Origin of the sequence: Acidovorax sp. SUPP2539 (assembly GCF_030158975.1) — a bacterium.
Taxonomy (GTDB): Bacteria; Pseudomonadota; Gammaproteobacteria; order Burkholderiales; family Burkholderiaceae_C; genus Paracidovorax.
Genome location: NZ_BQXJ01000002.1, coordinates 631,891 through 652,390, shown reverse-complemented (window position 1 = coordinate 652,390; position 20,500 = coordinate 631,891). Strand labels below are relative to the sequence as shown.

At 69.2% G+C, this 20,500-nt stretch carries 19 protein-coding genes; 13 read left to right on the top strand and 6 right to left on the bottom strand.

The features are described from left to right. Positions 1–230 precede the first annotated feature (230 nt). The 5 genes from AVTE2539_RS10580 (at position 231) to AVTE2539_RS10560 (ending at position 5,073) form a co-directional block, all read left to right on the top strand. The gene (locus AVTE2539_RS10580; protein ID WP_272549857.1) at positions 231–1,202 is read left to right on the top strand and encodes a Bug family tripartite tricarboxylate transporter substrate binding protein; all 972 of its coding nucleotides are present in this window, start codon (positions 231–233) and stop codon (positions 1,200–1,202) included. An 86-nt stretch (positions 1,203–1,288) separates the two neighbouring features. Continuing rightward, positions 1,289–2,542: a CaiB/BaiF CoA transferase family protein gene (locus AVTE2539_RS10575; protein WP_284410395.1), complete on the top strand. Its 1,254-nt coding sequence runs from the start codon at positions 1,289–1,291 to the stop codon at positions 2,540–2,542. Then, positions 2,539–2,949, top strand: coding sequence for a cupin domain-containing protein (locus AVTE2539_RS10570; RefSeq protein ID WP_284410393.1), 411 nt, complete (start codon positions 2,539–2,541; stop codon positions 2,947–2,949). Before AVTE2539_RS10575 ends, AVTE2539_RS10570 begins: the two co-directional genes overlap by 4 nt. After that, positions 2,946–4,109 carry an acyl-CoA dehydrogenase family protein gene (locus AVTE2539_RS10565; RefSeq protein ID WP_284410391.1) on the top strand — a complete coding sequence of 388 codons (1,164 nt, stop codon included), beginning with the start codon at positions 2,946–2,948 and terminating at the stop codon, positions 4,107–4,109. The genes AVTE2539_RS10570 and AVTE2539_RS10565 overlap by 4 nt, the downstream gene beginning before the upstream one ends. A gap of 52 nt (positions 4,110–4,161) precedes the next feature. Then, positions 4,162–5,073: a LysR family transcriptional regulator gene (locus AVTE2539_RS10560; protein WP_284410389.1), complete on the top strand. Its 912-nt coding sequence runs from the start codon at positions 4,162–4,164 to the stop codon at positions 5,071–5,073. Positions 5,074–5,142: 69 nt separating this feature from the next. On the opposite strand, the gene AVTE2539_RS10555 is transcribed toward AVTE2539_RS10560, so the two are convergent. Continuing rightward, positions 5,143–5,979: a carbonic anhydrase gene (locus AVTE2539_RS10555; RefSeq protein WP_284410387.1), complete on the bottom strand. Its 837-nt coding sequence runs from the start codon at positions 5,977–5,979 to the stop codon at positions 5,143–5,145. Between the two features lie 180 nt (positions 5,980–6,159). On the opposite strand from AVTE2539_RS10555, the gene AVTE2539_RS10550 reads away from it, so the two are divergent. From AVTE2539_RS10550 to AVTE2539_RS10520, 7 genes are all read left to right on the top strand, one after another. Beyond that, entirely contained in the window at positions 6,160–7,224 is a 1,065-nt protein-coding gene (locus AVTE2539_RS10550) for a homocysteine S-methyltransferase family protein (protein ID WP_284410384.1), read from the top strand. Positions 7,225–7,373: 149 nt separating this feature from the next. Beyond that, complete coding sequence (locus AVTE2539_RS10545) at positions 7,374–8,831, top strand: sensor histidine kinase (protein WP_284410382.1); 1,458 nt, start codon at positions 7,374–7,376, stop codon at positions 8,829–8,831. Next, complete coding sequence (locus AVTE2539_RS10540; protein ID WP_284410380.1) at positions 8,816–10,204, top strand: sigma-54-dependent transcriptional regulator; 1,389 nt, start codon at positions 8,816–8,818, stop codon at positions 10,202–10,204. Before AVTE2539_RS10545 ends, AVTE2539_RS10540 begins: the two co-directional genes overlap by 16 nt. Positions 10,205–10,355: 151 nt before the next feature. Then, positions 10,356–11,051, top strand: coding sequence for a hypothetical protein (locus AVTE2539_RS10535; RefSeq protein ID WP_284410378.1), 696 nt, complete (start codon positions 10,356–10,358; stop codon positions 11,049–11,051). 61 nt (positions 11,052–11,112) lie between these two features. Further along, on the top strand, positions 11,113–11,670 hold the full coding sequence (locus AVTE2539_RS10530) for a hypothetical protein (protein ID WP_284394721.1): 558 nt from the start codon (positions 11,113–11,115) through the stop codon (positions 11,668–11,670). 4 nt (positions 11,671–11,674) lie between these two features. Then, complete coding sequence (locus tag AVTE2539_RS10525; protein WP_284410376.1) at positions 11,675–13,006, top strand: MFS transporter; 1,332 nt, start codon at positions 11,675–11,677, stop codon at positions 13,004–13,006. Between the two features lie 162 nt (positions 13,007–13,168). Further along, positions 13,169–14,638: a methyl-accepting chemotaxis protein gene (locus tag AVTE2539_RS10520; RefSeq protein ID WP_284410374.1), complete on the top strand. Its 1,470-nt coding sequence runs from the start codon at positions 13,169–13,171 to the stop codon at positions 14,636–14,638. 24 nt (positions 14,639–14,662) lie between these two features. Here the strand turns inward: AVTE2539_RS10520 and AVTE2539_RS10515 are convergent, their stop codons facing one another. The 4 genes from AVTE2539_RS10515 to AVTE2539_RS10500 form a co-directional block, all read right to left on the bottom strand. Beyond that, positions 14,663–14,986 (bottom strand): non-heme iron oxygenase ferredoxin subunit, encoded by a 324-nt coding sequence (locus tag AVTE2539_RS10515; RefSeq protein WP_284410373.1) that lies wholly within the window; start codon positions 14,984–14,986, stop codon positions 14,663–14,665. A gap of 13 nt (positions 14,987–14,999) precedes the next feature. Next, positions 15,000–15,491, bottom strand: a complete 492-nt coding sequence (locus tag AVTE2539_RS10510; protein ID WP_284410372.1) for an aromatic-ring-hydroxylating dioxygenase subunit beta — start codon at positions 15,489–15,491, stop codon at positions 15,000–15,002. 3 nt (positions 15,492–15,494) lie between these two features. Then, positions 15,495–16,760 (bottom strand): aromatic ring-hydroxylating dioxygenase subunit alpha, encoded by a 1,266-nt coding sequence (locus AVTE2539_RS10505; RefSeq protein WP_284410371.1) that lies wholly within the window; start codon positions 16,758–16,760, stop codon positions 15,495–15,497. Between the two features lie 83 nt (positions 16,761–16,843). Further along, positions 16,844–17,836, bottom strand: coding sequence for a 2Fe-2S iron-sulfur cluster-binding protein (locus AVTE2539_RS10500; protein ID WP_284410370.1), 993 nt, complete (start codon positions 17,834–17,836; stop codon positions 16,844–16,846). Positions 17,837–17,949: 113 nt separating this feature from the next. Here AVTE2539_RS10500 and AVTE2539_RS10495 point away from each other — a divergent pair, with 113 nt between their 5' ends. Beyond that, positions 17,950–18,861 carry a LysR family transcriptional regulator gene (locus tag AVTE2539_RS10495; RefSeq protein WP_284410369.1) on the top strand — a complete coding sequence of 304 codons (912 nt, stop codon included), beginning with the start codon at positions 17,950–17,952 and terminating at the stop codon, positions 18,859–18,861. 336 nt (positions 18,862–19,197) lie between these two features. Here AVTE2539_RS10495 and AVTE2539_RS10490 read toward each other — a convergent pair whose 3' ends face one another. Continuing rightward, entirely contained in the window at positions 19,198–20,154 is a 957-nt protein-coding gene (locus AVTE2539_RS10490; protein WP_284410368.1) for a hypothetical protein, read from the bottom strand. Positions 20,155–20,500: the final 346 nt, after the last annotated feature.

The window sequence follows — 20,500 nt, the reverse complement described above, 5'->3', positions numbered from 1 at the left end:
AGAGGCCGATTGGACAGAAATTTCCCGGCCCCGCCGCGCCAGGCGGCCCACCGGGAAAGGCGCTTATTGTGCGCCGGCCCCGCGCCCCCACCACCGGCCGGTGGCCCCCAACGATTCGCAACGCGAATGGATCGCTCCGATTATTCAATTGGACGCGAATCGCTGCGCCGGACAAGATGCCTTCAGCCCCGGCACAGGGGCATGGCCTACCGACCCAGGAGACAAACGACATGAAGCACCTCATCCCGGCCCTGCTGGCAGCCTGCGGCCTGGCCGCCGCCGTGGCGCCCGCACGGGCCCAGCAGCCGCCGTACCCCAACGCCCCCATCACCCTGATCGTGCCGTTCGCGGCCGGCAGCGGCACGGACTCGGTCGCGCGCACGGTGGGACAAAAGCTCGCGGAGCGCCTGAAGCAGCCGGTGCTGGTGGACAACAAGCCCGGCGCCAACGCGCAGGTGGCCGCGCAGATCGCGGCCAAGGCCAAGCCGGACGGCTACACGCTGTTCATGACGACCAACACGTCGCACTCGGCCAACCCGGCGCTCTACAGCCACCTGAAGTACGACCCCATCAAGGACTTCACGCCCGTGGCGCGGGTGGGCGAGCTGCCCTTCGCGCTGGCGGTGCACCCCGGCGTGCCGGCGAAGACGCTGGCCGAACTGATCGACTACGCGCGCGCCAACCCGGGCAAGCTGAGCTACGCCACGCCCAACAGCACCTCGCTGGTGGCGATGGAGAGCATCAAGCACATCGCCCAGGTCGATGTGCTGAGCATCCCCTACAAGTCGAGCCCCCAGGCCATGACGGATCTGGTGGGCGGGCAGGTGCAGGTCTACGTGGCCGACCTGGGTTCGGGCAAGAGCATGCTCACCAGCGACAAAGTGCGCACGCTGGGCATCACCACCACGCAGCCCTCGCCCCTGCTGCCGGGCGTGCCGCCGATCGGGCAGACGGTGAAGGGCTTCGACCTCACGTCGTGGAACGGCATCTTCGGGCCGGCCGGCATGCCGCCGGCCATCGTGAACCGCCTGAACACGGAGCTGCAGGCCGTGCTGGCCGAAAAGGACACGCAGGACAAGCTCGCGCAGATCGGCTTCCAGGTGTGGCCCAGCAAGACGCCGCAGGAGTTCGCGACCTACGTGGCCGACCAGCTGGCCCACTGGCGCACGCTGATCCAGCAGGCCCGCATCCAGCCCGAATGAACGACATACCCCTGAGCAGCGTCTGCTCGCGCGGGCCGCACCGGTGGCACCAGCCGCTGCCCCTGTCAGACGTTCTGGAGAATGGCATGACCGACAACACGCATAGCACTTCACGCACCGGCCCCCTGGCGGGCGTGCGGATCCTGGACCTGACCTCGGTCATCATGGGCCCGTTCGCCACGCAGATCCTCGCCCAGCTGGGCGCGGAGGTCATCAAGGTGGAAACGCCCGATGGCGACAACATGCGCCACGTGGGCCCCATGCGCCACCCCGGCATGGGCCACATCTTCCTGCATGCCAACGCGGGCAAGCGCAGCATCGCGCTGGACCTCAAGCACCCGGAGGGCCGCGAGGCCGCGCTGCGGCTGGCCGAGCGCTGCGACGTGCTCATCAGCAACGTGCGCCCGCAGGCGCTGGCGCGGCTGGGCCTGGACCCGGCCAGTGTGGCCGCGTGCAACCCGCGCCTCATCCACGTGAGCTGCTGCGGCTTCGACCAGGAGGGCCCCGACGCGGCCCGCCCCGCCTACGACGACCTGATCCAGGGCGCCACCGGCATCCCGTGGCTCATGCAGCGCTACGGCGCGCCCGAGCCGGCCTATGCGCCGACCACGCTGTCGGACCGCGTGACCGGGCTGCATGCGGTGTACGCGGTGACGGCGGCGCTCTATGCCCGCGAGAAGACGGGCCAGGGCCAGGCCATCGTCGTGCCCATGTTCGAGGCCATGGCGCAATTCATCCTGGGCGACCACATGGCGGGCCTGACCTTCGAGCCGCCGCAGGGCGAGGCCGGCTACGCCCGGCTGCTGACCACGCACCGCAAGCCCTATGCAACCGCCGACGGCATGCTCTGCGTGCTGATCTACAACGACAAGCACTGGCGCAGCTTCTTCGCGGCCATCGGCGAGATCGGCGAGGCGCAGGGCCTGGCGCAGGACCCGCGCTTTGCCACGCACGGCGCCCGCGCGGCGAACATCGATGCCGTCTATGCCGAGGTGGCGCGCATCCTGCGCACCCGCACCACGGCCCAATGGCAGGCGCTGCTGGATGCCGCCGACGTGCCGCACATGCCGATGAACTCGCCGGCCGACCTGCTCACCAACCCGCAGCTGCGCGCCACGGGCTTCCTGCACGACAGCGTGCACCCCACCGAGGGGCCCATGCACGCCATGGCCCATCCCACGCGCTGGTCGGCCACCCCGCCGCCCCGCACCCTGTCGCCTGCGCCGCAACTGGGCGAACACACCCGTGCCCTGCTGGCCGAGGCCGGCTACACCCCCACCCAGATCGACGCCCTGCTCACGCAAAACGCCTGCCACGCCGCCACCGGAGAACCCGCATGACCCCCGCCACCGCCACCACCACCGCGCCCCGGTACCGCGTGCGCGCCGCCCAGGTGCCCAGCTACCAGCCCGCCAACCACCACCACACGCACAACCAGCGCCTGATCGGCCCCGAGACGGTGGGCGCGCGGCAGATGGAGGTGCTGCTGGGCACGCTGCACAAGGGCGGCGGCGCCCTGCCCCATGCCCATCCGGGCATCGAGCAATCGTGCTACCTGCTCGAAGGCACGGCCCGCGCCGAAGTGGCGGGCGAAGCCTTCGACATGGTGCCGGGCGACATGTGCTTCTTTCCGGCCGACCAGATGCATGTCTTCACCGTGACCAGCGACACCCCCGTGAAGCTGCTGGTGATCTACAGCCCGCCCTACGGCGAGTCGCCCGACAAGGTGATCCGGCCCGCCCCATGAACTTCGACCTCTCTCCCGAACACGCCCAGATCCAGGACGCCATCGAGCGCGTGTGCGCCCCGTTCGACGCCGACTACTGGCTGCGCCGCGACCGCGAGGGCGGCTTTCCGGACGACTTCCACCGCGCGCTGGCCGATGCCGGCTGGCTGGGCATCGCCATGCCCGAGGCCTACGGCGGCGCCGGCCTGGGGATCCGCGAGGCCGCGCTGATGATGCACACGATCTCCGCCACGGGCGCGGGGCTGTCCGGCGCCTCCGCGGTGCACATGAACATCTTCGGCCTGCACCCGGTGGTGGTGTTCGGCACCGAGGCACAGAAGGCGCGCTGGCTGCCGCCGCTGATCGCGGGCCGCGACAAGGCCTGCTTCGGCGTGACCGAACCCAACACCGGGCTGAACACGCTCCAGCTCAAGACCCGCGCGGTGCGGGAGGGCGACCATTACGTGGTGCACGGCCAGAAGGTCTGGATCAGCACCGCGCAGGTGGCCAACAAGATCCTGCTGCTGGCGCGCACCACGCCGGTGGAGCAATGCCGCGGCACCGAGGGCCTGAGCCTGTTCTACACCGACCTGGACCGCCGCACGGTCGAGGTGCGCGAGATCGACAAGCTGGGGCGCAAATGCGTGGATTCGAACCAGGTGTTCATCGACGGCCTGCGCATTCCGGTGGAAGACCGGGTGGGCGAGGAAGGGCAGGGCTTCCAGTACATCCTGCACGGCCTGAACCCCGAGCGTATCCTGATCGCCAGCGAGGCCGTGGGCCTGGGCCGCGCGGCGCTGGCGCGCGCCGCAGGCTATGCCAGGGAGCGCGAGGTGTTCGGCCGCCCCATCGGCCAGAACCAGGGCATCCAGCACCCGCTGGCCCTGTCGTGGATGGAGCTGGAGGCCGCGCACCTCATGGTGCAGAAAGCCGCATGGCTGTACGACCAGCACCTGCCGTGCGCGGCAGAGGCCAACGCCGCCAAGTACCTGGCGGCCGAGGCCGCCTACCACGCGTGCGAGCGCGCCATCTTCACCCACGGCGGCATGGGCTACGCGAAGGAATACCACGTGGAGCGCTACCTGCGCGAGTCGTGGATACCGCGCCTGGCGCCGGTGAGCCCGCAGCTCATCCTGTGCTTCATCGCCGAGAAGGTGCTGGGCCTGCCGAAATCCTATTGAACGGCCGCAAGCCGGTGTCGGCGCTGCGGGCCGCGCTGGCATCATCGCCGCCATGAAACTGCACCTCCTGCGCTACTTCGCCGTGCTGGCCGAGGAACTGCACTTCGGCCGGGCGGCCGAGCGGCTGGCCATCACGCAGCCACCGCTCAGCTCGGGCATCAAGGCGCTGGAGGACGAACTGGGCGTGCGGCTGTTCGAGCGCACCAGCAAGCAGGTGGCGCTCACGCCCGCCGGCCATGCCTACCTGGCCGAGGTGCGCGTGGCGCTCGACCGCGTGGCCCGCGCCGGCGAGACGGCCCGCGCCGTGGCCGCGGGGCAGCGCGGCCGGCTGGACATCGGCTTCACCGGCTCCATGGTGTACCGCGACATGCCCGCCATCGTGCGCGCCTTCGGCGAGCGCGCGCCGGGCATCGAGGTCAACCTGCGCGAGATGTCCTCGGGCGAGCAGCTCGAAGCCCTGCTGCACCGGCAGTTGCATGCCGGCTTCATCAATGCCAGCGTCGTGCCAGCGCCCCTGCGCAGCCTGCCGCTGGCCGAGGACCATTTCGTGGCCTGCCTACCGCAGGACCACACCCTGGCGGGCCAGGCGGAAGTCGACCTGCGTAGCCTCGCCGACGAGACCTTCGTGATGTTCGCGCGCGACGTGGCGCCGGCCAACCACGACAACGTCATCGCCCTCTTCCACCGTGCCGGCATCCACCCCCACACGCGCCATGCCACCCGGCAATGGCTCACCGTGGTGGCGCTGGTGGCCATGCGCATGGGCGTGGCCCTGGTGCCGGCCTCGATGGCGCAGGCGGCCGTCCAGGGCGTGCGGTTCGTGCCGATTGCCCTTCTTCACCACCCCACGGTGGGTGTGCTGGCGTGGCATGGAGAAGCGGTGACCCCGGCGCTGCAAACCTTTCTGGACATGGCCGCAACCGCAGCCCGGAGCAGCCCCCGGCCGGAAAACCCGGGCCGCTGATGGCCGGACCCAAGGCGAGAGGAAGGCAAGCGGGCCCGCGAGCAAAGCACCGCCGCCGTGCAGCCCTCTTCAGCGGCTCTTCAGCAGGAACCGGCGGTGCAGCGGCTGCAGCGGGCGGGCATTGAACGGGTAGACGCGCTCGAACGCATCGATCTGCGCCGCGGAGACCTGCAGGGGCGCGCTCAGGACCACCCAGTCCACGGTTTCGGTGCAAGGCGGGGTGGTGAGCGATCCTTCGTAGCGGAAGAAGCGGCGGTGCTTTTGTGGCGGAAGAAAGTCGCTGGCCTTGATCGAGGCATGGGCCACCGCCTGGGTCTGGCCCTTGTCCCGGGGCATGGCATCCAGCACCCGCTGGAACACGGGGTTGCTCTTGCCCGTTTCGAAGAAGATCCCCAGCACCCCCAGCGTTCCGTCGGGGCCCTGGTGAACGATGTGCGCCTCCATCGGAAAGCGCCGGCCATTCAGCAGATGCTCGCTGGGGTGGTGGAAATGGATCTGCAGCGCCTCGTACTGGCGGCCACCGGTGCGCATCGTGCCGCCGCCGGGAAGGTCGAGCTGGATGGAATGCCCGGTGTTGCGCACCGCCATCGGCACCGAACGGTAGTTCAGCAGCAAGGGCCCCAGATCGGCCGCGACCGCCTGCCGAAGGTCGACGGGGCTGTTTTGCTGCCCACTGCCGCACAGCGCGTTTTCCTTGGCCAGGTCCGCCCAATGCTCGGCGCCTGCAGGGCCGGTGTAGCCCCATTCATGGCCGTCGTGCGGCGCGGTCTCGTGCGACTCGACCGGCGCCGCAGCGGGCAGCTCCGGGGTCTGCGCCCCAGAGGCGACCGCCCACACCGCGGCAACGCACAGGCAAAGGGGCCGGAGCCGGCGAAGAAGCGGGGGCAAGGCAGTGGGTGAGGGCATTTTCGCCTCCATGGAACGAGGAAGGGGCGGGCCGGGCGACAGGCCGGCGAACGACGCCCGCCTGGCGGCGGCCCGCATCGCGGCAAAAACCGCGAGTCACTCATATTACCTATTAATACATTTCTACAGAACACCAGCGGCGGCGGCGTGGCCGGCATGCAGCGTTCTTACAATTCAGCCATGCAGCAGATTACCTATACCCGCGGACAGCAGCTACCCGACATCCTGGCCCGCCGCATCGCCATCCTCGACGGCGCCATGGGCACCATGATCCAGCGCTTCAAGCTGGGCGAGGCCCAGTACCGCGGCGAGGGCTACAGCGGCCCGGACGGCGCGGGTGACCGGTTCAAGGACTTTCCGCGCGACGTGAAGGGCAACAACGAGCTGCTGAGCCTCACACGCCCCGACGTGATCCGCGACATCCACGAGCGCTATCTGGCCGCCGGCGCGGACCTGATCGAGACCAACACCTTCGGCGCCACGACCATCGCGCAGGAGGACTACAAGATGGCCGATCTCGCGCGCGAGATGAACCTGAAATCGGCGCAGCTGGCCCGTGCCGCCTGCGACAAATACGCCACGCCCGACAAGCCCCGCTTCGTGGCCGGCGCCCTGGGCCCCACGCCCAAGACGGCCAGCATCAGCCCCGACGTGAACGACCCGGGCGCACGCAACGTCGATTTCGAGCAATTGCGCGCGGCCTACTACGAGCAGACCGAGGCCCTGGTCGAAGGCGGCTCCGACGTGCTGCTGGTCGAGACCATCTTCGACACGCTCAACGCCAAGGCGGCCCTCTTCGCCATCGACGAGTTCTTCGAGAAAAGCGGTGAGCGCCTGCCGCTCATCATCAGCGGCACGGTGACCGACGCCTCCGGCCGGATTCTCTCGGGCCAGACGGTGACGGCCTTCTGGCACAGCGTGCGCCACGCCCGCCCGCTGGCCATCGGCCTGAACTGCGCTTTGGGCGCCACCCTGATGCGCCCCTACATCCAGGAGCTGAACCGGGTGGCGGAAGACACCTTCATCAGCTGCTACCCCAATGCGGGCCTGCCCAACCCGATGAGCGACACGGGGTTCGACGAGACGCCCGAGGTGACCAGCCGGCTGGTGCATGAATTCGCCGCCGAAGGGCTGGTCAACATCGTGGGCGGCTGCTGCGGCACCACGCCGGACCACATCGCGGCCATCGGCCAGGCCGTGGCGCCCGTGCCGGCGCGCAAGCTGTTCTACCCCGAGGCCGCCTGATCCCAATGGGGCCGGATCGGCCCCATTCGAAGCCCCTGGCCCCGGCACGGGCCGCGGCCACCACCGGGCGATGCAAGACACGCCGCTTTCCTACCGGGCGGCCGCGTGTTCGCCCTTACGATCCGCCGTCCTCACTCCGATGGGCTACCGTGCGGTCTTTGCGCATCCAACTGCTTCTTTTCTGGGCCTTTCTGCTGGCCGCCTGTGCCCTGGTCGCGGCCATCATCGTGGTGCTCTACCAGACGGGCTCGGGCGCCCAGGTGGCGTCCAGCCGGGCACGCGCCACGCAGGCCTGCGAGGACATCGCCACGCGCTACGCCAAGTCGGTGCCCACCGTGCCGGCCGACAGCCCCCAGACCGACCTGCTGCGCGTGCTGCTGCACGTGGTGCTGCTGGAAGTGCCGCAGGTGGAAGGCGGCGTGTGGCGCGCCGGCAGCGGCATGCTGGCCTACGCCTACCCCACCTATGAAGGCAGCGGCGTCAAGATCGACGTGCCGGCCGCCGAGCAGCCCCTCATCGTCGAGTCGGCCAAGCAGGCCGGCAGCACCGGCCAGCCCATCGTGAACCTGGTGCGCGGCAGCCGCGAGGTGCTGGTCGTCGCGGCCTGCCCCCTGGCCGCGCACCCTGGCACCGCGGTGTGGACCATGACGCGCGCCCACGCCGGCGCCATCGCCGCACAGGACACCCTGCGCACCGGCATCGCGGTGCTGGCACTGCTGGTGGTGGGATCGGGTGCCTGGCTGGGCTGGATGCTGCTGCGCGGCCTGCGCCAGGTGCGGCGCCTGGAAGGCGCGCTGGCGCAGGCCCAGGGCGACGCCGTGCCGCACCTGGAGCGCACCGGCATCCGCGAGCTGGACCGCATCGTCGACGGCTTCAACGCGTTCGGCACCCGCCTGGAAGACGCCCGGGCCCGGCTGAAGGAGGCCCTGGCCCAGCGCCACCGCGACCTGCGCCTGACCGCCCTGGGCCGCATGACGGCCTCGGTCGCGCACGAGATCCGCAACCCCATCGCCGCCATGCGCCTGAAGGCGGACAACGCCCTGGCCGCGCCGCCGGCCCGCCATGCCGACGCGCTGGCGTCCATCGTCACGCAGATCGACCGGCTAGAAGGCCTGGTGCAAAGCCTGCTCTCGCTGGTGCAGCCGCTCAACCTCAGCCCCCGCACCGTGCCGCTCGGCCCCTGGCTGCAGGAACGGCTGGACACCGCCCGCCCGGGTTCGCAAGCCCGCGGCGTGCGGCTGGCGCTGCGCGGCGAGGCGCCCGCCGACGCCGTGTTCGACCCCGTGCATGCGGCCCGCGCCATCGACAACCTGCTGGACAACGCCGTGCGCCATGCGCCGGCTGGCGGCGAGGCCGTGCTGTCGGCGCAGGTGGATGCGGCGCGCACACTGTGCACGCTGACGGTGGAGGACGACGGCCCCGGCGTGCCCGAAGACCTGCGAGCACAACTGTTCGAGCCCTTCGCCACCGGCCGCGCCGACGGCAACGGCCTGGGGCTGGCCCTGGCGCGCGAAGTGGCGCTGGCCCATGGCGGCGACCTGCACTACGCGCCCCGCGAAGGCGGCGGCGCCCGTTTCATCCTGGAGCTGCCATGGCGCGCCTCTTAGTCGTCGATGACGACGCGGCCTTCCGCGAATCGCTGGTCGAAACCCTGCAGAGCCTGGGCCACGAAGTGCACGGCGCCGGTGGCGGGGCCGAGGCGCTGCTCCGGGTGGAGAGCCACCGTTACAGCGCCATCTTCCTGGACCAGCGCATGCCCGGCATGGACGGGCTGCAAACGCTGGAGGCGCTGGCCGCTCGCATGGCCCGGCTGCCGCCCGTGCTGGTGCTCACCGCCTACGCCAGCGGCTCGGGCACCATCGAGGCCATGCGCCTGGGGGCGTTCGATCACTTGACCAAGCCCGTGAGCCGCGCGGCCGTGGTGGAGGTGCTGGAGCGCGCCCTGCGCTCCGAGGCCGACGCCGGTGCCACGGCCGCCGCGCCCGCACCGCCGCCCGATGCACAAGAGGACGGCGAACTCATCGGCATCAGCGAAGCCATGCGCGAGGTGCACAAGCGCATCGGCATGGCCGCCGCAAGCGACGCCCCGGTGCTGATCGAGGGCGAGACCGGCACGGGAAAGGAGCTGGTGGCGCGCGCCCTGCACCGCCATTCCACACGCGCGGCGGGTCCGTTCATGGCGGTGAACTGCGCGGCGATTCCGAAGGAACTGCTGGAAAGCGAGCTGTTCGGCCATGTGAAGGGCGCCTTCACCGGCGCGGCCACCGAGCGGCCCGGGTGCTTTCGCGCAGCCGATGGCGGGGTGCTGCTGCTCGACGAGATCGGCGACATGGCGCCGGAGGTGCAGGCCAAGCTGCTGCGCGCGCTGCAGGAGGGCGAAGTCACGCCGTTGGGCAGCCACCGGCCCGTGAAGGTGAACGTGCGCGTGCTGGCCGCCACGCACCGCGACCTCGCGGCGGCCGTGCGCGAAGGGCGGTTTCGCGAAGACCTGCGCTACCGGCTGGACGTGCTGCACATCGTGCTGCCGCCGCTGCGCGAGCGCCTGGCCGACATCGTGCCGCTGGGCGAGCATTTCCTGCGCGTCGCGGCAGCGCCGCAGCCCGCCAAACGGCTGTCGGCTGCCGCGGCGCGTGCGCTGCTGGACCACGCCTGGCCGGGCAACGTGCGCGAACTGCGCAATGCCATGGAGCGCTGCCATGCCCTGCAGCGCGGCCCGGTGGTGGGGGCCGCCGACCTGGGGCTGCAGCCATCGCCGACCCCGCCCGATGACCCCGGCCACAGCCACCGCGCCGGGGCGGGCGACGCGTTGCCTGCCGCCTGGCTGGAGGGATCGCTGCCCCAGGCCATCGAGCAGTTGGAGCGGCGGATGCTGGCACACGCGCTCGCGCAGGCCCAGGGCAACCGCTCGCTCGCGGCCCGGCGGTTGGGCATTCACCGCCAATTGCTCTACAGCAAGCTCACGCAATACGGCATCGAATGACCGCCGGCCTGTCGCAAAAGCAGACAACCTGTCGCCGTTCCACCCACTTCGCGCGCCCACCATCGCACGCAAGTGGTTGATTCATAAGGAGTTCAGCCCTGGCACGCGTCTTGAGTGAGAAAGCGCACCACCACTCGAAAGGATGACTTTCATGACGCTCCACCCCTTGCTCCGCACCAGCCTGATGGCCGCCGCCCTCGCCGCCGCCAGCGCCCACGCACAGTTGCCCCCACCCCCGCCCGGCGGGCCGGGCCCCCTGGCCCAGGCCCCTGCCGCCGAGCAGTCCGCGACCGCGAGCGGCCGGCTGCAGCGCTGGCTGCCCAACCCGAACGGCGAAGCGGACGGCCTGCTGCTGCAGGACGGCACGCAGATCGCCTTCCCGCCCCACCTGTCGGAGTCCCTCACCGCGTGGCTGCGCCCCGGCGACCCGTTGGAGGTGACCGGCTGGCACCGTCCCGATGCCCCCGTGCTGCGCGCCGAGACCTTCCAGTCGCAGGGGCGCACGGTGCAGGACACGCCGCCCACGCCCGGCCAGCGCCCCCCGCCACCCCCGCGCGAAGCCCTGACCGCCCTGCAGGCCAATGGCCGCGTGGCCCAGGTGCTGTTCAACAGCCGCGGCGATGCGCATGGCCTGCTGCTGGAAGACGGCGTGGTCGTGCGCTTTCCGCCCCACATGGGCACGTCGGTCGCGGCGCTGCTCAAACCCGGCGCCGCCGTGGCGGTGCGCGGCTGGGGCACCCGCAACGCGCTGGGCACCGGCATGGAAGCGGCGCAGATGGGCGCCACGCCGGACACCCTGCAGGACATGCTGGGCGGCCCGATCGGCGCCCCGGCGCTGCGCCCGTGAAGCCGCCGCCCGGCCCGCGTCATACACCCGTTTCTTCTTTCCTCACCCATTCGGAGACACCATGAGCAAACCCCAGGAAATGATCGACGTCTGGTCCCTCGAAGGCCAGTTCCAGCATGCCCTCTACAGCCCGCGCGGCGACGTCGAGGGCGTGATGATCGACGTGGACGGCGTGCCTGCGCAGTTCGTGTTCGGCAAGCACGACGACCGTGCGGCCCAGTCCTTCGAGGCCCTGCGCGCCGGCCAGACGGTGGTCGTCGATGGCACCGTGGCGCCACCGCCTCCCCATGGCGAGGCCGCGCACGAGGTCTATGCGTTCGAGCGGCTGGTGTCCATCGACGGCCAGGCGTTCGCGCCGGACGACGCACCGCGCGAGGTGAAAGGCCATGTGGCGCGCCTGCACCACGCCCGGCACGGCGAGCCCAACGGCGTGGTGCTGGACACGGGCGATTTCATCCACACACGGCCCGACGGCTTCGCCCGGCTGCACCTGAAGCCGGGCGATGCGGTGACGGCCGAGGGCCCCGCACGGCCCTTGCGCGGCAGCACCGGCGCCCACGTGATCGAGGCGCACACCGTCAACGGCCACGCCGTGCCGGGCAAACCCGCCAAGCCGTAACGCCATGACCGCCGCGCACACCGCCCCCGGCGCGCTTTCCGCGCCCACCCCGGCCGTACCGCCGCCCGCCCGCACGGGCGTTGCGGCCGGGGCTTCCCTGACCGCCCTGGCCTGGATGGCGTTCTTCATGGCGGACGTGCGCGACGGGCTCGGTCCGTTCCTCGCCACCTACCTGCAGACCCAGCGCATCGACCAGACGATGATCGGCATCGTGCTGTCCGCCGGGGGGCTGGCCGCCATGGCGGCCACGCCGCTGGCCGGCGCCCTCGCGGACCGTACGCGCGCCAAGCGGGCACTGGTGGCCGTCTGTGCGCTGGCGGTGCTGGGCGCCAGCGCCGTCGCCTTCCTGACCCGGTCGCCCAGCCTGCTCGTGCTGTCGCAGGTGCTCACCGGCGCTGCCGGCGCCGTGCTGGCGGCCGCACTGGCCGCGCTCACGCTCGGGCTGGCGCGCAGCGCCGGCCTGCGCCACCAGACCGGCCGCAACGAGGCCTACAGCCATGCCGGCAACATCGTGTCCGCGCTGGGGGCCGCAGCCTTTGCGCACTGGATGGGCGCGCCCTGGATGCTCGTCGTCATGACCGCCATGGCCGTGGGTGCGCTGGCGTGCCTGCGGGCGATCCGGCCAGACGACATCGACCATGTGGCTGCGCGCGGCGCCGAAGCCGACGGTGCCAAGCCTTCCCTCTCCTCCCATCCCGAAGCCGTGGCACCCGAAGGTTTTCGCGCGTTTCTGGGCCACCGCGCGCTTTGGTGCTTCGGGCTGGCCTGCGCGCTCTTTCATCTGGGCAATGCGTCCATGTTGCCGCTGCTGAACCAGCGGCTCGCCGCCACGGTGCCCGACTCGTCCCCGCTGCTGTGGACGGGCGTTGCCATCGTGGTCGCCCAACTCACCATGGTGCCGGTGGCCCTGTGGGTGTCGCGCAGCCGGCGGTGGGACCTGCAGGTTTTCGTCTACATCGCCATCCTGGCGCTCCCCGTGCGGGGCGTCATCGCCTGGGCCATCCCCGATGCCTGGGCCAACATCCCGGTGCAGGTGCTCGACGGCCTGGCGGCCGGCGCGCTGGGCGTGGCCACGCCGCTGATGGTGGAACGGTACGTGCGCGGCAGCGGCCGCTACAACACCGCGCTGGGGCTGGTGATGACGCTGCAAGGCGTGGGCGCCGCGCTGAGCCCCGCCGTTGCCAACAGCGTGGTCGGGGCGCAGGGGCATTTCGGCCTCGCGTTCGCCGTGTTGGCGGGATGTGCGGTGCTGGCCTTGCCCGTCTTCTGGCTGGCGCAGCGGGCTGCCGGCCACAGCGGCCCGGCGCCTGCACAACCGCCGGCCTTGCCTGCCTGAGCAGAAAGGCCCCGCCACACCTTTTCGGTTGACGCCTGAGGGCCCGCTGCGTTACAACATGTTTCCCGCCGCGTCCTGATTGCTGGTTCCGATTCTCGGGAGCAACCCCATGCGTTGCCTGCCCCGCGGCCTGTCCCAATGAAACTGCAGGGAGCATTCCGCATGGCACGAGGCGAAGGCATCCACGACATCTCCATGGGCGCGCACGACGCCCTGCATGCGATCGGCCGCCGGGCCGACGCCCTCCTGCTGGGCATCGTCGCCCTGGGCTGGGGTATCGCCCTCTGGATCGGCGTGGTGCACGGCCGGCCCGGCACCGCCGCGCTGTGGGGCCTGGGGCTGACGGGCCTGGCCGCTCTGGCCTACCTCCTGGCACGCGGCACGCTGCTCAGCCGCCTGGCCATGGTGGTGGCCGGCATGGGCATGGTGGCGCTGCACATCCAGCTCAGCCTGGGCGCCACCGAAATGCACTTCGGCGTCTTCGTGTTCCTGGCCTTCCTGCTGGCCTACCGCGACTGGCGGCCCATCCTCTTCGCGGCAGGGCTGATCGCCGTGCACCACATCGCGTTCGACCGGCTGCAACTGGCGGGGCTGCCGATCTATTGCCTGACCGAGCCCGACTTCAGCCGCATCCTCATCCATGCCAGCTTCGTGGTGGTGCAGACCGCGGTGGAAGTCGCCATCGCCGTGCGCACGCGGGCCGATGCCATCGAGTCGGCCGAGCTGCAGCAGCTGTGCCGCCTGCAGCCGAACGGCCAGCTTTCGCTGGACGTGGGCCATGTGGCCGTGCGCAGCGCGGCGGCCCGGGCGCTGCAGGGCGCCTTGGGACGCCTCAACGGCGTGGTGGCGGATGTGCACCAGGCTGCGGCCGGGCTGGCGTCGGCCTCGGGCGAGATCGCCTCCGGCAACCGCGACCTGAGCCAGCGCACCGAGCGCACCGCCTCGCACCTGCAGGAGGCCGCCGCTTCCATGGAGCAACTGGACGGCGTGGTGCGCCACAGCGTGCAGGAGGCCGTGGCCGCGCGCCGCCTGACGCAGGAGGCCACGCAACTGGCCGAGCGATGCGGCGGAGTGGTAACGGAGGTGGTGGCCACCATGGAGGGCATCCATTCCAGCGCCGGCCGCATTGCCGACATCGTGGGCGTGATCGACGGCATCGCCTTCCAGACCAACATATTGGCGCTGAACGCGGCCGTGGAAGCCGCCCGTGCCGGCGAGCAGGGCCGGGGCTTCGCCGTGGTGGCCAGCGAGGTGCGGGCCCTGGCCGGGCGCAGCGCCGAGGCCGCGCGCGAGGTGCGCACGCTGATCGCCGCCTCGGTGGCGCAGGCCGAGCGCGGCAGCACGCTGGCGGCCGACGCGGGCCGCAACATGCAGAACGTGGTCGATTGCGCGCGGCGCGCCTCGCAGGTGGTGGGCACCATCAGCACATCGGTCGAAGGCCAGTCCAGCGACCTGGGCCGCGTGAGCACGTCGGTCACCGAGCTCGACCACATGACCCAGCAGAACGCCGCGCTGGTCGAGCAGTCCTCCGCCGCGGCGGCCAGCCTGCTGGAGCATGCCGGGCGGCTGAAAAGCGTGGTGGAGGGGTTCCAGTTCCAGACGCCGCGCGGCACGCTGGCGGCGCCCACCTGAGCCGGCGGCGCATGCCGCCTCGCGTCAAGCGAGCTTGAGGTACACCGTTCCCTGCTCCACGCGGACGGGGTAGCTGCGCAAGCCCTGGGTGAGTGGCGCGCACAGCGCGCTGCCGTCCCGCACGTCGAAGCGGCCCTGGTGCAGCGGGCATTCGATTTCGTGCCCCTCCAGGAAACCGTCGCACAGCCGCGCATTGCCGTGCGTGCACAGGTTGTCGGTGGCGAACACCTCGCCGTCCACGGCGTAGAGCGCCACGTCGCGTCCCTCGACGGTCACGCCCACCACGTCGTCCTCGGGCAGGTCGGCGCGCGCGGTCGCCTCGGTCCATCCGGTGTCGATTGCTGGCATGGTGTGTCTCCTCTCAGATGGGGTAGATGATGGAATTCGGGATCATTTCGCTGTCGTAGATGCACTCCTTGCGGGCGAAGCGCAGGCCTTCGGGCGTGCGCACCACCACGTCCAGGTAGCGCCCGACGTTGAACACCGTGGAGGGCTCCGAGAGCTTGGTGCGAAAGACGGCGTAGTTCGCCTCGCACGCCCAGCGGCCCTCCCCGGCCTGCCGCACCATCGGCGCGCCGATCACGTGGCGCTGGTAATACGGGTCGTGGAACAGCGTCTCGCGGATACCGTAGACGCGGTCCTTGAGCATGCCCTGGCTGTCGAAGGACAGCGTGGCCAGCGGCAGGCCGCGCTCGTGGTTCTCGCGCGGCTGCAGGCGGTAGAGGCAGTCTTCGGTGAAGAAGCCGGGCCACCGGTCCCACTGCGCTGCGTCCAGCGCGGCGGCGTAGTCGGCGTAGAGCTGCTGCAGGGCGAAGTAGTCGGCGAATTCGATCGCGGTGGATTGGGCGTCCATGGTTCAGTCCTCCTTTTCCATCACGCCGCGCCAGTACTCGTACATCCCGCGGATCAGCGTCTCGGTGACCATGTGGTCGGTGTCTCCCACCTCCCGGCCGCCGAGCTCCACCAGCGCGCGATGGAAAGGTTTTTGCTCGAAGCCCTGCTGCGAGAACTCGATCACCTCACCGTCGTCGGCCGAGACGAAGCCCGCCGGCCCGAACAGGTTGGCCTGGCGCAGCCGGCGCTCGGTCATCTCGTCGGTGTCGTCCTCGAAGCCGAAATGCGTCCATTCGAAATCGAAGGCATCGTGGCCCACGGGCTGGATGTGGCGCGTGGAAACGCTGTTGACCTGCTGCTGCAGGATCACGCTGGGGAACAGCGTGATCATCACCGCCGTGGGCCCGCCCCACCAGGGCTCGGGCACGATGTCGAGAAAGCGCGGGTCTTCCAGCTGCATGCCGGCCTTGAAGCTGGAGACGTTGGACACGTCGGACTGCTTCTTGGCCTCGCCGCGCGTGGACACCATGGCCGCGTGGCGGTGGCGCGCATCCATCTTCAGCTCCGACTTGTTGTCGGCCCGCCAGAGCCCGAAGGTGACGAACCAGGTGTGCAGCAGACCGGGGTGGTAGGGGTCCTTGATGTTCTCCTGCATCAGCTTCCAGTTGCCCGGAATGCGCTGGCGGTTGTAGCCCAGGATCTTGAGCTTGCGGCCGTTGAACAGGCGGTCGAAGTAACCCAGGATCACCGGCCCGAGGAAATCCTCCAGCGACTCCACGCCGTGGTCGAACGAGGCAAAAACCACGCCGCCGCGCGTGGCCACCTTGAGCCGCGTCAGGCTATGTTCCTCCAGCTTGAAATCCGCCGGCATGCCGCCGTGGACCTTGCCGTCCTGCTTGACGCCGCGCCGGAAAGGCACGCCCTGCAGCGCGCCGTCGAGCTTGTAGTTCCACTGGTGGTAGGGGCAGACGAACTCCTTGCGGTTGCCATGGCGCTCCCGGCAAAACCGCATGCCGCGGTGCGCGCACACGTTCTCCACCACGTGCAGCTGCAGGTCCTCGCCGCGCACCAGGATCACCGAGCGCTCGCCGATGGCCGTGCGCTTGAAGTCGCCGGAGTTCGGCACCTCGGCCTCCAGGCCCACGTAGCACCAGTGGCCGCGGTAGAAGAACCGCTCCAGTTCGCGGCGGTAGATGTCCTCGCTGGTGTAGGCCGCGAAGGGCACGCGGTGCGTGCCGGGGCTTTCCCAGGTCGGATGCAATGGGAAGACGGGATGGGGCGTACTCATGGCGTTGTCTCCTTGGGACTTGTTATGGGGCGTTGCGAATCAAGAGAAGGAAGGGCGCGCAGGAAGGGGCACTGGCCCCTGCCTCACGGCGTGCTGGCGTAGAAGGCATCCGCATAGAGATGCTCGGCGGCGACGCTACGCTGGCGCGCCAGCAGCGACACGGCCTCCACCATGGGCGGCGATCCGCACAGGTAGGCGCGCCAGCCTTCCAGCGTGGGCCAGTCCTGCGCGATCGCGTCGGTGACCAGGCCCGTGCGCTGGCCCGGCGCCGCATCGGCCGCGGCCACCACGGCATGCACCTGCAATTGCGGGTGGCGCTGCTGCAGATCTTTCAGCCACGGCAGGCCGTAGACATCGCGCGCCGACCGGGCGCCGGCGTAGACGTGGATGGGGTTGGGCATGCCCGACTCCAGCGCGCCGCGCACGATGGAGAGGATGGGCGCCAGCCCCGTGCCGCCCGCCACGCAGAGCATGGGACCTTCGTACTTGCGGCGCAGGTAGGCAGAACCCAGCGGCCCGCTCACGCGCACCGCATCGCCCACGGCCAGCACCTGGGCCACATGGGTGGACACCCGCCCGCCCTCGACCAGCCGCACGTGGAATTCGAGTTCGTCATCGTTCGGCAACCCGGCCATCGAATACGGCCGCACCAGGCCCGGGCCGAACTGCAACTGCGCGTATTGCCCCGGCGAGAAGTCCAGCGGCTTGGCCGGCTTGAGGCGCAGGCGGCGGATGTCGTGCGTGAGCGTTTCCACCGCCATCACCGTGGCCTTGAGCGTGCGGGCAGTGTGCACCACCACCTCGTCGGGCTCGGGGATCTCGATGGTGCAGGACTCGCTCAGCACCGTCTGGCAGGCCATCACGTACTGCCCCTCGCCGCCGCCCAGCGGCGGCATGCGCAGCGCCTGGCCCGCATCGATCACCTCGCCCGAAAGCACCTTGCAGCGGCAGGTGCCGCAGCGCCCGGCCATGCAACTGTAGGAAACGGGAATCTGGTGCTCGCGCAGCACTTCCAGCAGGTTGGCGCCCGGTGCCACGGGCAACACGCGGCCCAGCGGCTCGATATGCAGTTCCATCGGGTTGTCTCACTCACGGTCGTTGTTATGGCCCCGATCATTCCCGCGATCCGATAATCAGCCAATAGAATGGCGTGAATACACCGCATCACTCTGATGAATAAAGGTGCCCCGTGGAACTGGAAGACATCGATCTGAATTTGCTGGTGGTCTTTCAGCAACTGCTGGTGACGCGCAAGGTGTCGCAGGCCGCAGAAAACCTGGGCCTGACGCAACCGGCGGTGAGCAACGCGCTGGCGCGGCTGCGCCGCCTGCTGGGTGACGAGCTTTTCTTGCGCACGGCCCAGGGCATGCAGCCCACGCCCTATGCCGACCAGTTGGCGGAGTCGGTGTCGTACGCGCTGGCCATGATCCACGGCGCCCTCAATCACAAGCTGGGGTTCGATCCCGCCACCAGCCGACGCGTGTTCAAGGTGGGCATGACGGACATCGGCGAGATCTACTTTTTGCCCCGCCTGCTGGAGCGGCTGGCGCAGGTGGCACCGGGCGTGCGCCTGACCACCGTGCGCAATTCAGCCACCGACCTGAGGGACGCCATGGAAGCCGGCAAGGTGGACCTCGCCGTGGGTCTGCTGCCGCAGCTCAAGGCCGGCTTCTTCCAGCGCCGGCTGTTCCGCCAACCCTACGTGTGCCTGTTCCGCGAGGGCCACCCGCTGCACAAGCGCCGCAGCATCGCACTGGCGGATTTTTCCAAGGCGGAGCACGTGGTGGTCGTCTCCGAAGGCACGGGCCACGGCAAGGTGGACGAACTGCTGGAGCGCATGGGCGTGGCCCGCGACGTGCGGCTCACCGTGCCGCATTTCGTCGCCATCGGCCACATCCTGCAGGCCACGCAAATGGTCGCCACCGTGCCCGAGAAAATGGCCCAGAGCATGGCCGAGCCCTTCGGCCTGGCGTATGCGCCCCACCCGGCCAAGCTGCCACAGGTAGCCATCAACCTGTTCTGGCATACGAAGTACCACCGGGACCCGGGGAACCAGTGGCTGCGGGGGGTGTTGGTGGAGATGTTTGCGGAAGGGGAGTGAGGTTGTGCATGCACTTCCTCATGACTTAGCCACCAGGTTTATGGACATATTGCTGTGGCGACGCTTGTCTACCTGGAGCAGAGCGGCGCAATGTCGCCTACAGGCTGATCTGAGTCATTCAGGGCAAACACCCCGAGCGACCGATGCGCTCATGACCTGAAATTCGTTGGCCAACGGCTCGTATAACCGCGTCACATCCAAAACCGGGCACTCGGGGAAGTGGTGGTTGATACGAATCCGCATGACCGGTTCGGCGTGAGCCGAACTGGCACTGTTATCCCTCAAGCGACATCCTTGAACTGTGTCCGCAATTTGTAGCCACTCCGGCGTTGAGTCTCATGACCTCATGTTGAGTCTCATGACCTCATTGAAGACTGAGAACAGCGCGGCTTGCAAATCGCCGCCATTCTTCTGCATGTGCATTGCGACACCAGCGTGAACGGATAGAAAAATCTCGCCAAACGGAGTCTGCATATCGAGAGGCACCCGATCCGCTTGCAAGGGAAAAGCGACTGGAAACGATCGCGAGTAGTCCCATGCGCTGCTGCCATCATTGAGGCGAGCATTGCTCCCTCCAAGCGCAACGGTGAAGCCCTCCGGGTCAAGAACACCGCTTTGGAGAAGGCCGAGGTGGCAGATCACCACCGCGTCGACATTCGGCAGCTCCGCCGGAGCCGGCACCTTTCCCTGGGTCTCGGTTTGACTACAAATCCCATGCTTTCCGATAAAGCAGGTGAGCGCGTCTGCCTGCTCGTCGAGATCGTTGCAGCACAAGAGCATGACACTGATCCCGCGGGCAGGCCTGGTCAGCTGGCTGTTGGCATCCAGTAGATAGCGTCCTATGGCTGGCGCACAGTTTCTCGAAAAAGTTGCTCCTTGTTTGTAAAGCGCATGGGTAGCCGATGGCAGCAGGAACGACTTGACCGGCGGTCCATTGAAGCTGTCGCGATTGCGCGCAAAAGCCTTTACCTCCACATTGAAGGTGATGCCCTGGGCTTCGAAGGAGAAATCGAAGCTCTTCCTCGTCCCTTCACCAGCTCTTGGAGCATTGCTCAGAACCTGATAGCGAAATTCGTCAGGGTAGCCAGTCAAAAAGTGGTCAACCGCGCTGAGCTCGCAGGCGAGGTTGGCGTATCCGCCCGTGTCCTTGTCTTGCAGAGCTGTGACCACCTTGCTAAGCAGGTCGTCAGTATCGAAGCCTCTGGACTTCAGACGCTCCAGCAGCTCCTCGAGGCGCTCAACGTACTGGACAACAATCGCGGATTCAATTGACGCGTTGGCGTAGGCGCTCACAAGGGATCGCAGCGACTGTACGTCCTCCGGTCTTGCCGATCCGGAAGGGGCATCTGAAGACCCGAGGGATTCACCCGCACCCTGGTTTGGATGAACAAAGGCCGTTTCTCGACTGTGATTTCTCATGGGTACGTATTCTGAACACACTTCGATGCGTGTTCGCGTTTCACGCAGCTTCCATGCAACGGGCGTGCGGCACTCGCGCGTCGAGCCGACGATTGCTCAGCCGCAGGCAACGTCACAGCGGTAGCTATCGTTCGTTCGACCCGGCCGATCTGTCTGTTGCCGCAGGACGGCGCCATACTCGCGCTGCGCGCAACGTCGCTCGTGAATGACGCTGCATAAA

Coding starts and splice junctions, on each gene's coding strand:
- AVTE2539_RS10530 (WP_284394721.1), top strand. CDS start 11,113: ATGAGCAAACCCCAGGAAATGATCGACGTCTGGTCCCTCGAAGGCCAG.
- AVTE2539_RS10520 (WP_284410374.1), top strand. CDS start 13,169: ATGGCACGAGGCGAAGGCATCCACGACATCTCCATGGGCGCGCACGAC.
- AVTE2539_RS10580 (WP_272549857.1), top strand. CDS start 231: ATGAAGCACCTCATCCCGGCCCTGCTGGCAGCCTGCGGCCTGGCCGCC.
- AVTE2539_RS10510 (WP_284410372.1), bottom strand. CDS start 15,491: ATGGACGCCCAATCCACCGCGATCGAATTCGCCGACTACTTCGCCCTG.
- AVTE2539_RS10500 (WP_284410370.1), bottom strand. CDS start 17,836: ATGGAACTGCATATCGAGCCGCTGGGCCGCGTGTTGCCCGTGGCACCG.
- AVTE2539_RS10560 (WP_284410389.1), top strand. CDS start 4,162: ATGAAACTGCACCTCCTGCGCTACTTCGCCGTGCTGGCCGAGGAACTG.
- AVTE2539_RS10550 (WP_284410384.1), top strand. CDS start 6,160: ATGCAGCAGATTACCTATACCCGCGGACAGCAGCTACCCGACATCCTG.
- AVTE2539_RS10555 (WP_284410387.1), bottom strand. CDS start 5,979: ATGCCCTCACCCACTGCCTTGCCCCCGCTTCTTCGCCGGCTCCGGCCC.
- AVTE2539_RS10525 (WP_284410376.1), top strand. CDS start 11,675: ATGACCGCCGCGCACACCGCCCCCGGCGCGCTTTCCGCGCCCACCCCG.
- AVTE2539_RS10565 (WP_284410391.1), top strand. CDS start 2,946: ATGAACTTCGACCTCTCTCCCGAACACGCCCAGATCCAGGACGCCATC.
- AVTE2539_RS10535 (WP_284410378.1), top strand. CDS start 10,356: ATGACGCTCCACCCCTTGCTCCGCACCAGCCTGATGGCCGCCGCCCTC.
- AVTE2539_RS10515 (WP_284410373.1), bottom strand. CDS start 14,986: ATGCCAGCAATCGACACCGGATGGACCGAGGCGACCGCGCGCGCCGAC.
- AVTE2539_RS10540 (WP_284410380.1), top strand. CDS start 8,816: ATGGCGCGCCTCTTAGTCGTCGATGACGACGCGGCCTTCCGCGAATCG.
- AVTE2539_RS10505 (WP_284410371.1), bottom strand. CDS start 16,760: ATGAGTACGCCCCATCCCGTCTTCCCATTGCATCCGACCTGGGAAAGC.
- AVTE2539_RS10570 (WP_284410393.1), top strand. CDS start 2,539: ATGACCCCCGCCACCGCCACCACCACCGCGCCCCGGTACCGCGTGCGC.
- AVTE2539_RS10575 (WP_284410395.1), top strand. CDS start 1,289: ATGACCGACAACACGCATAGCACTTCACGCACCGGCCCCCTGGCGGGC.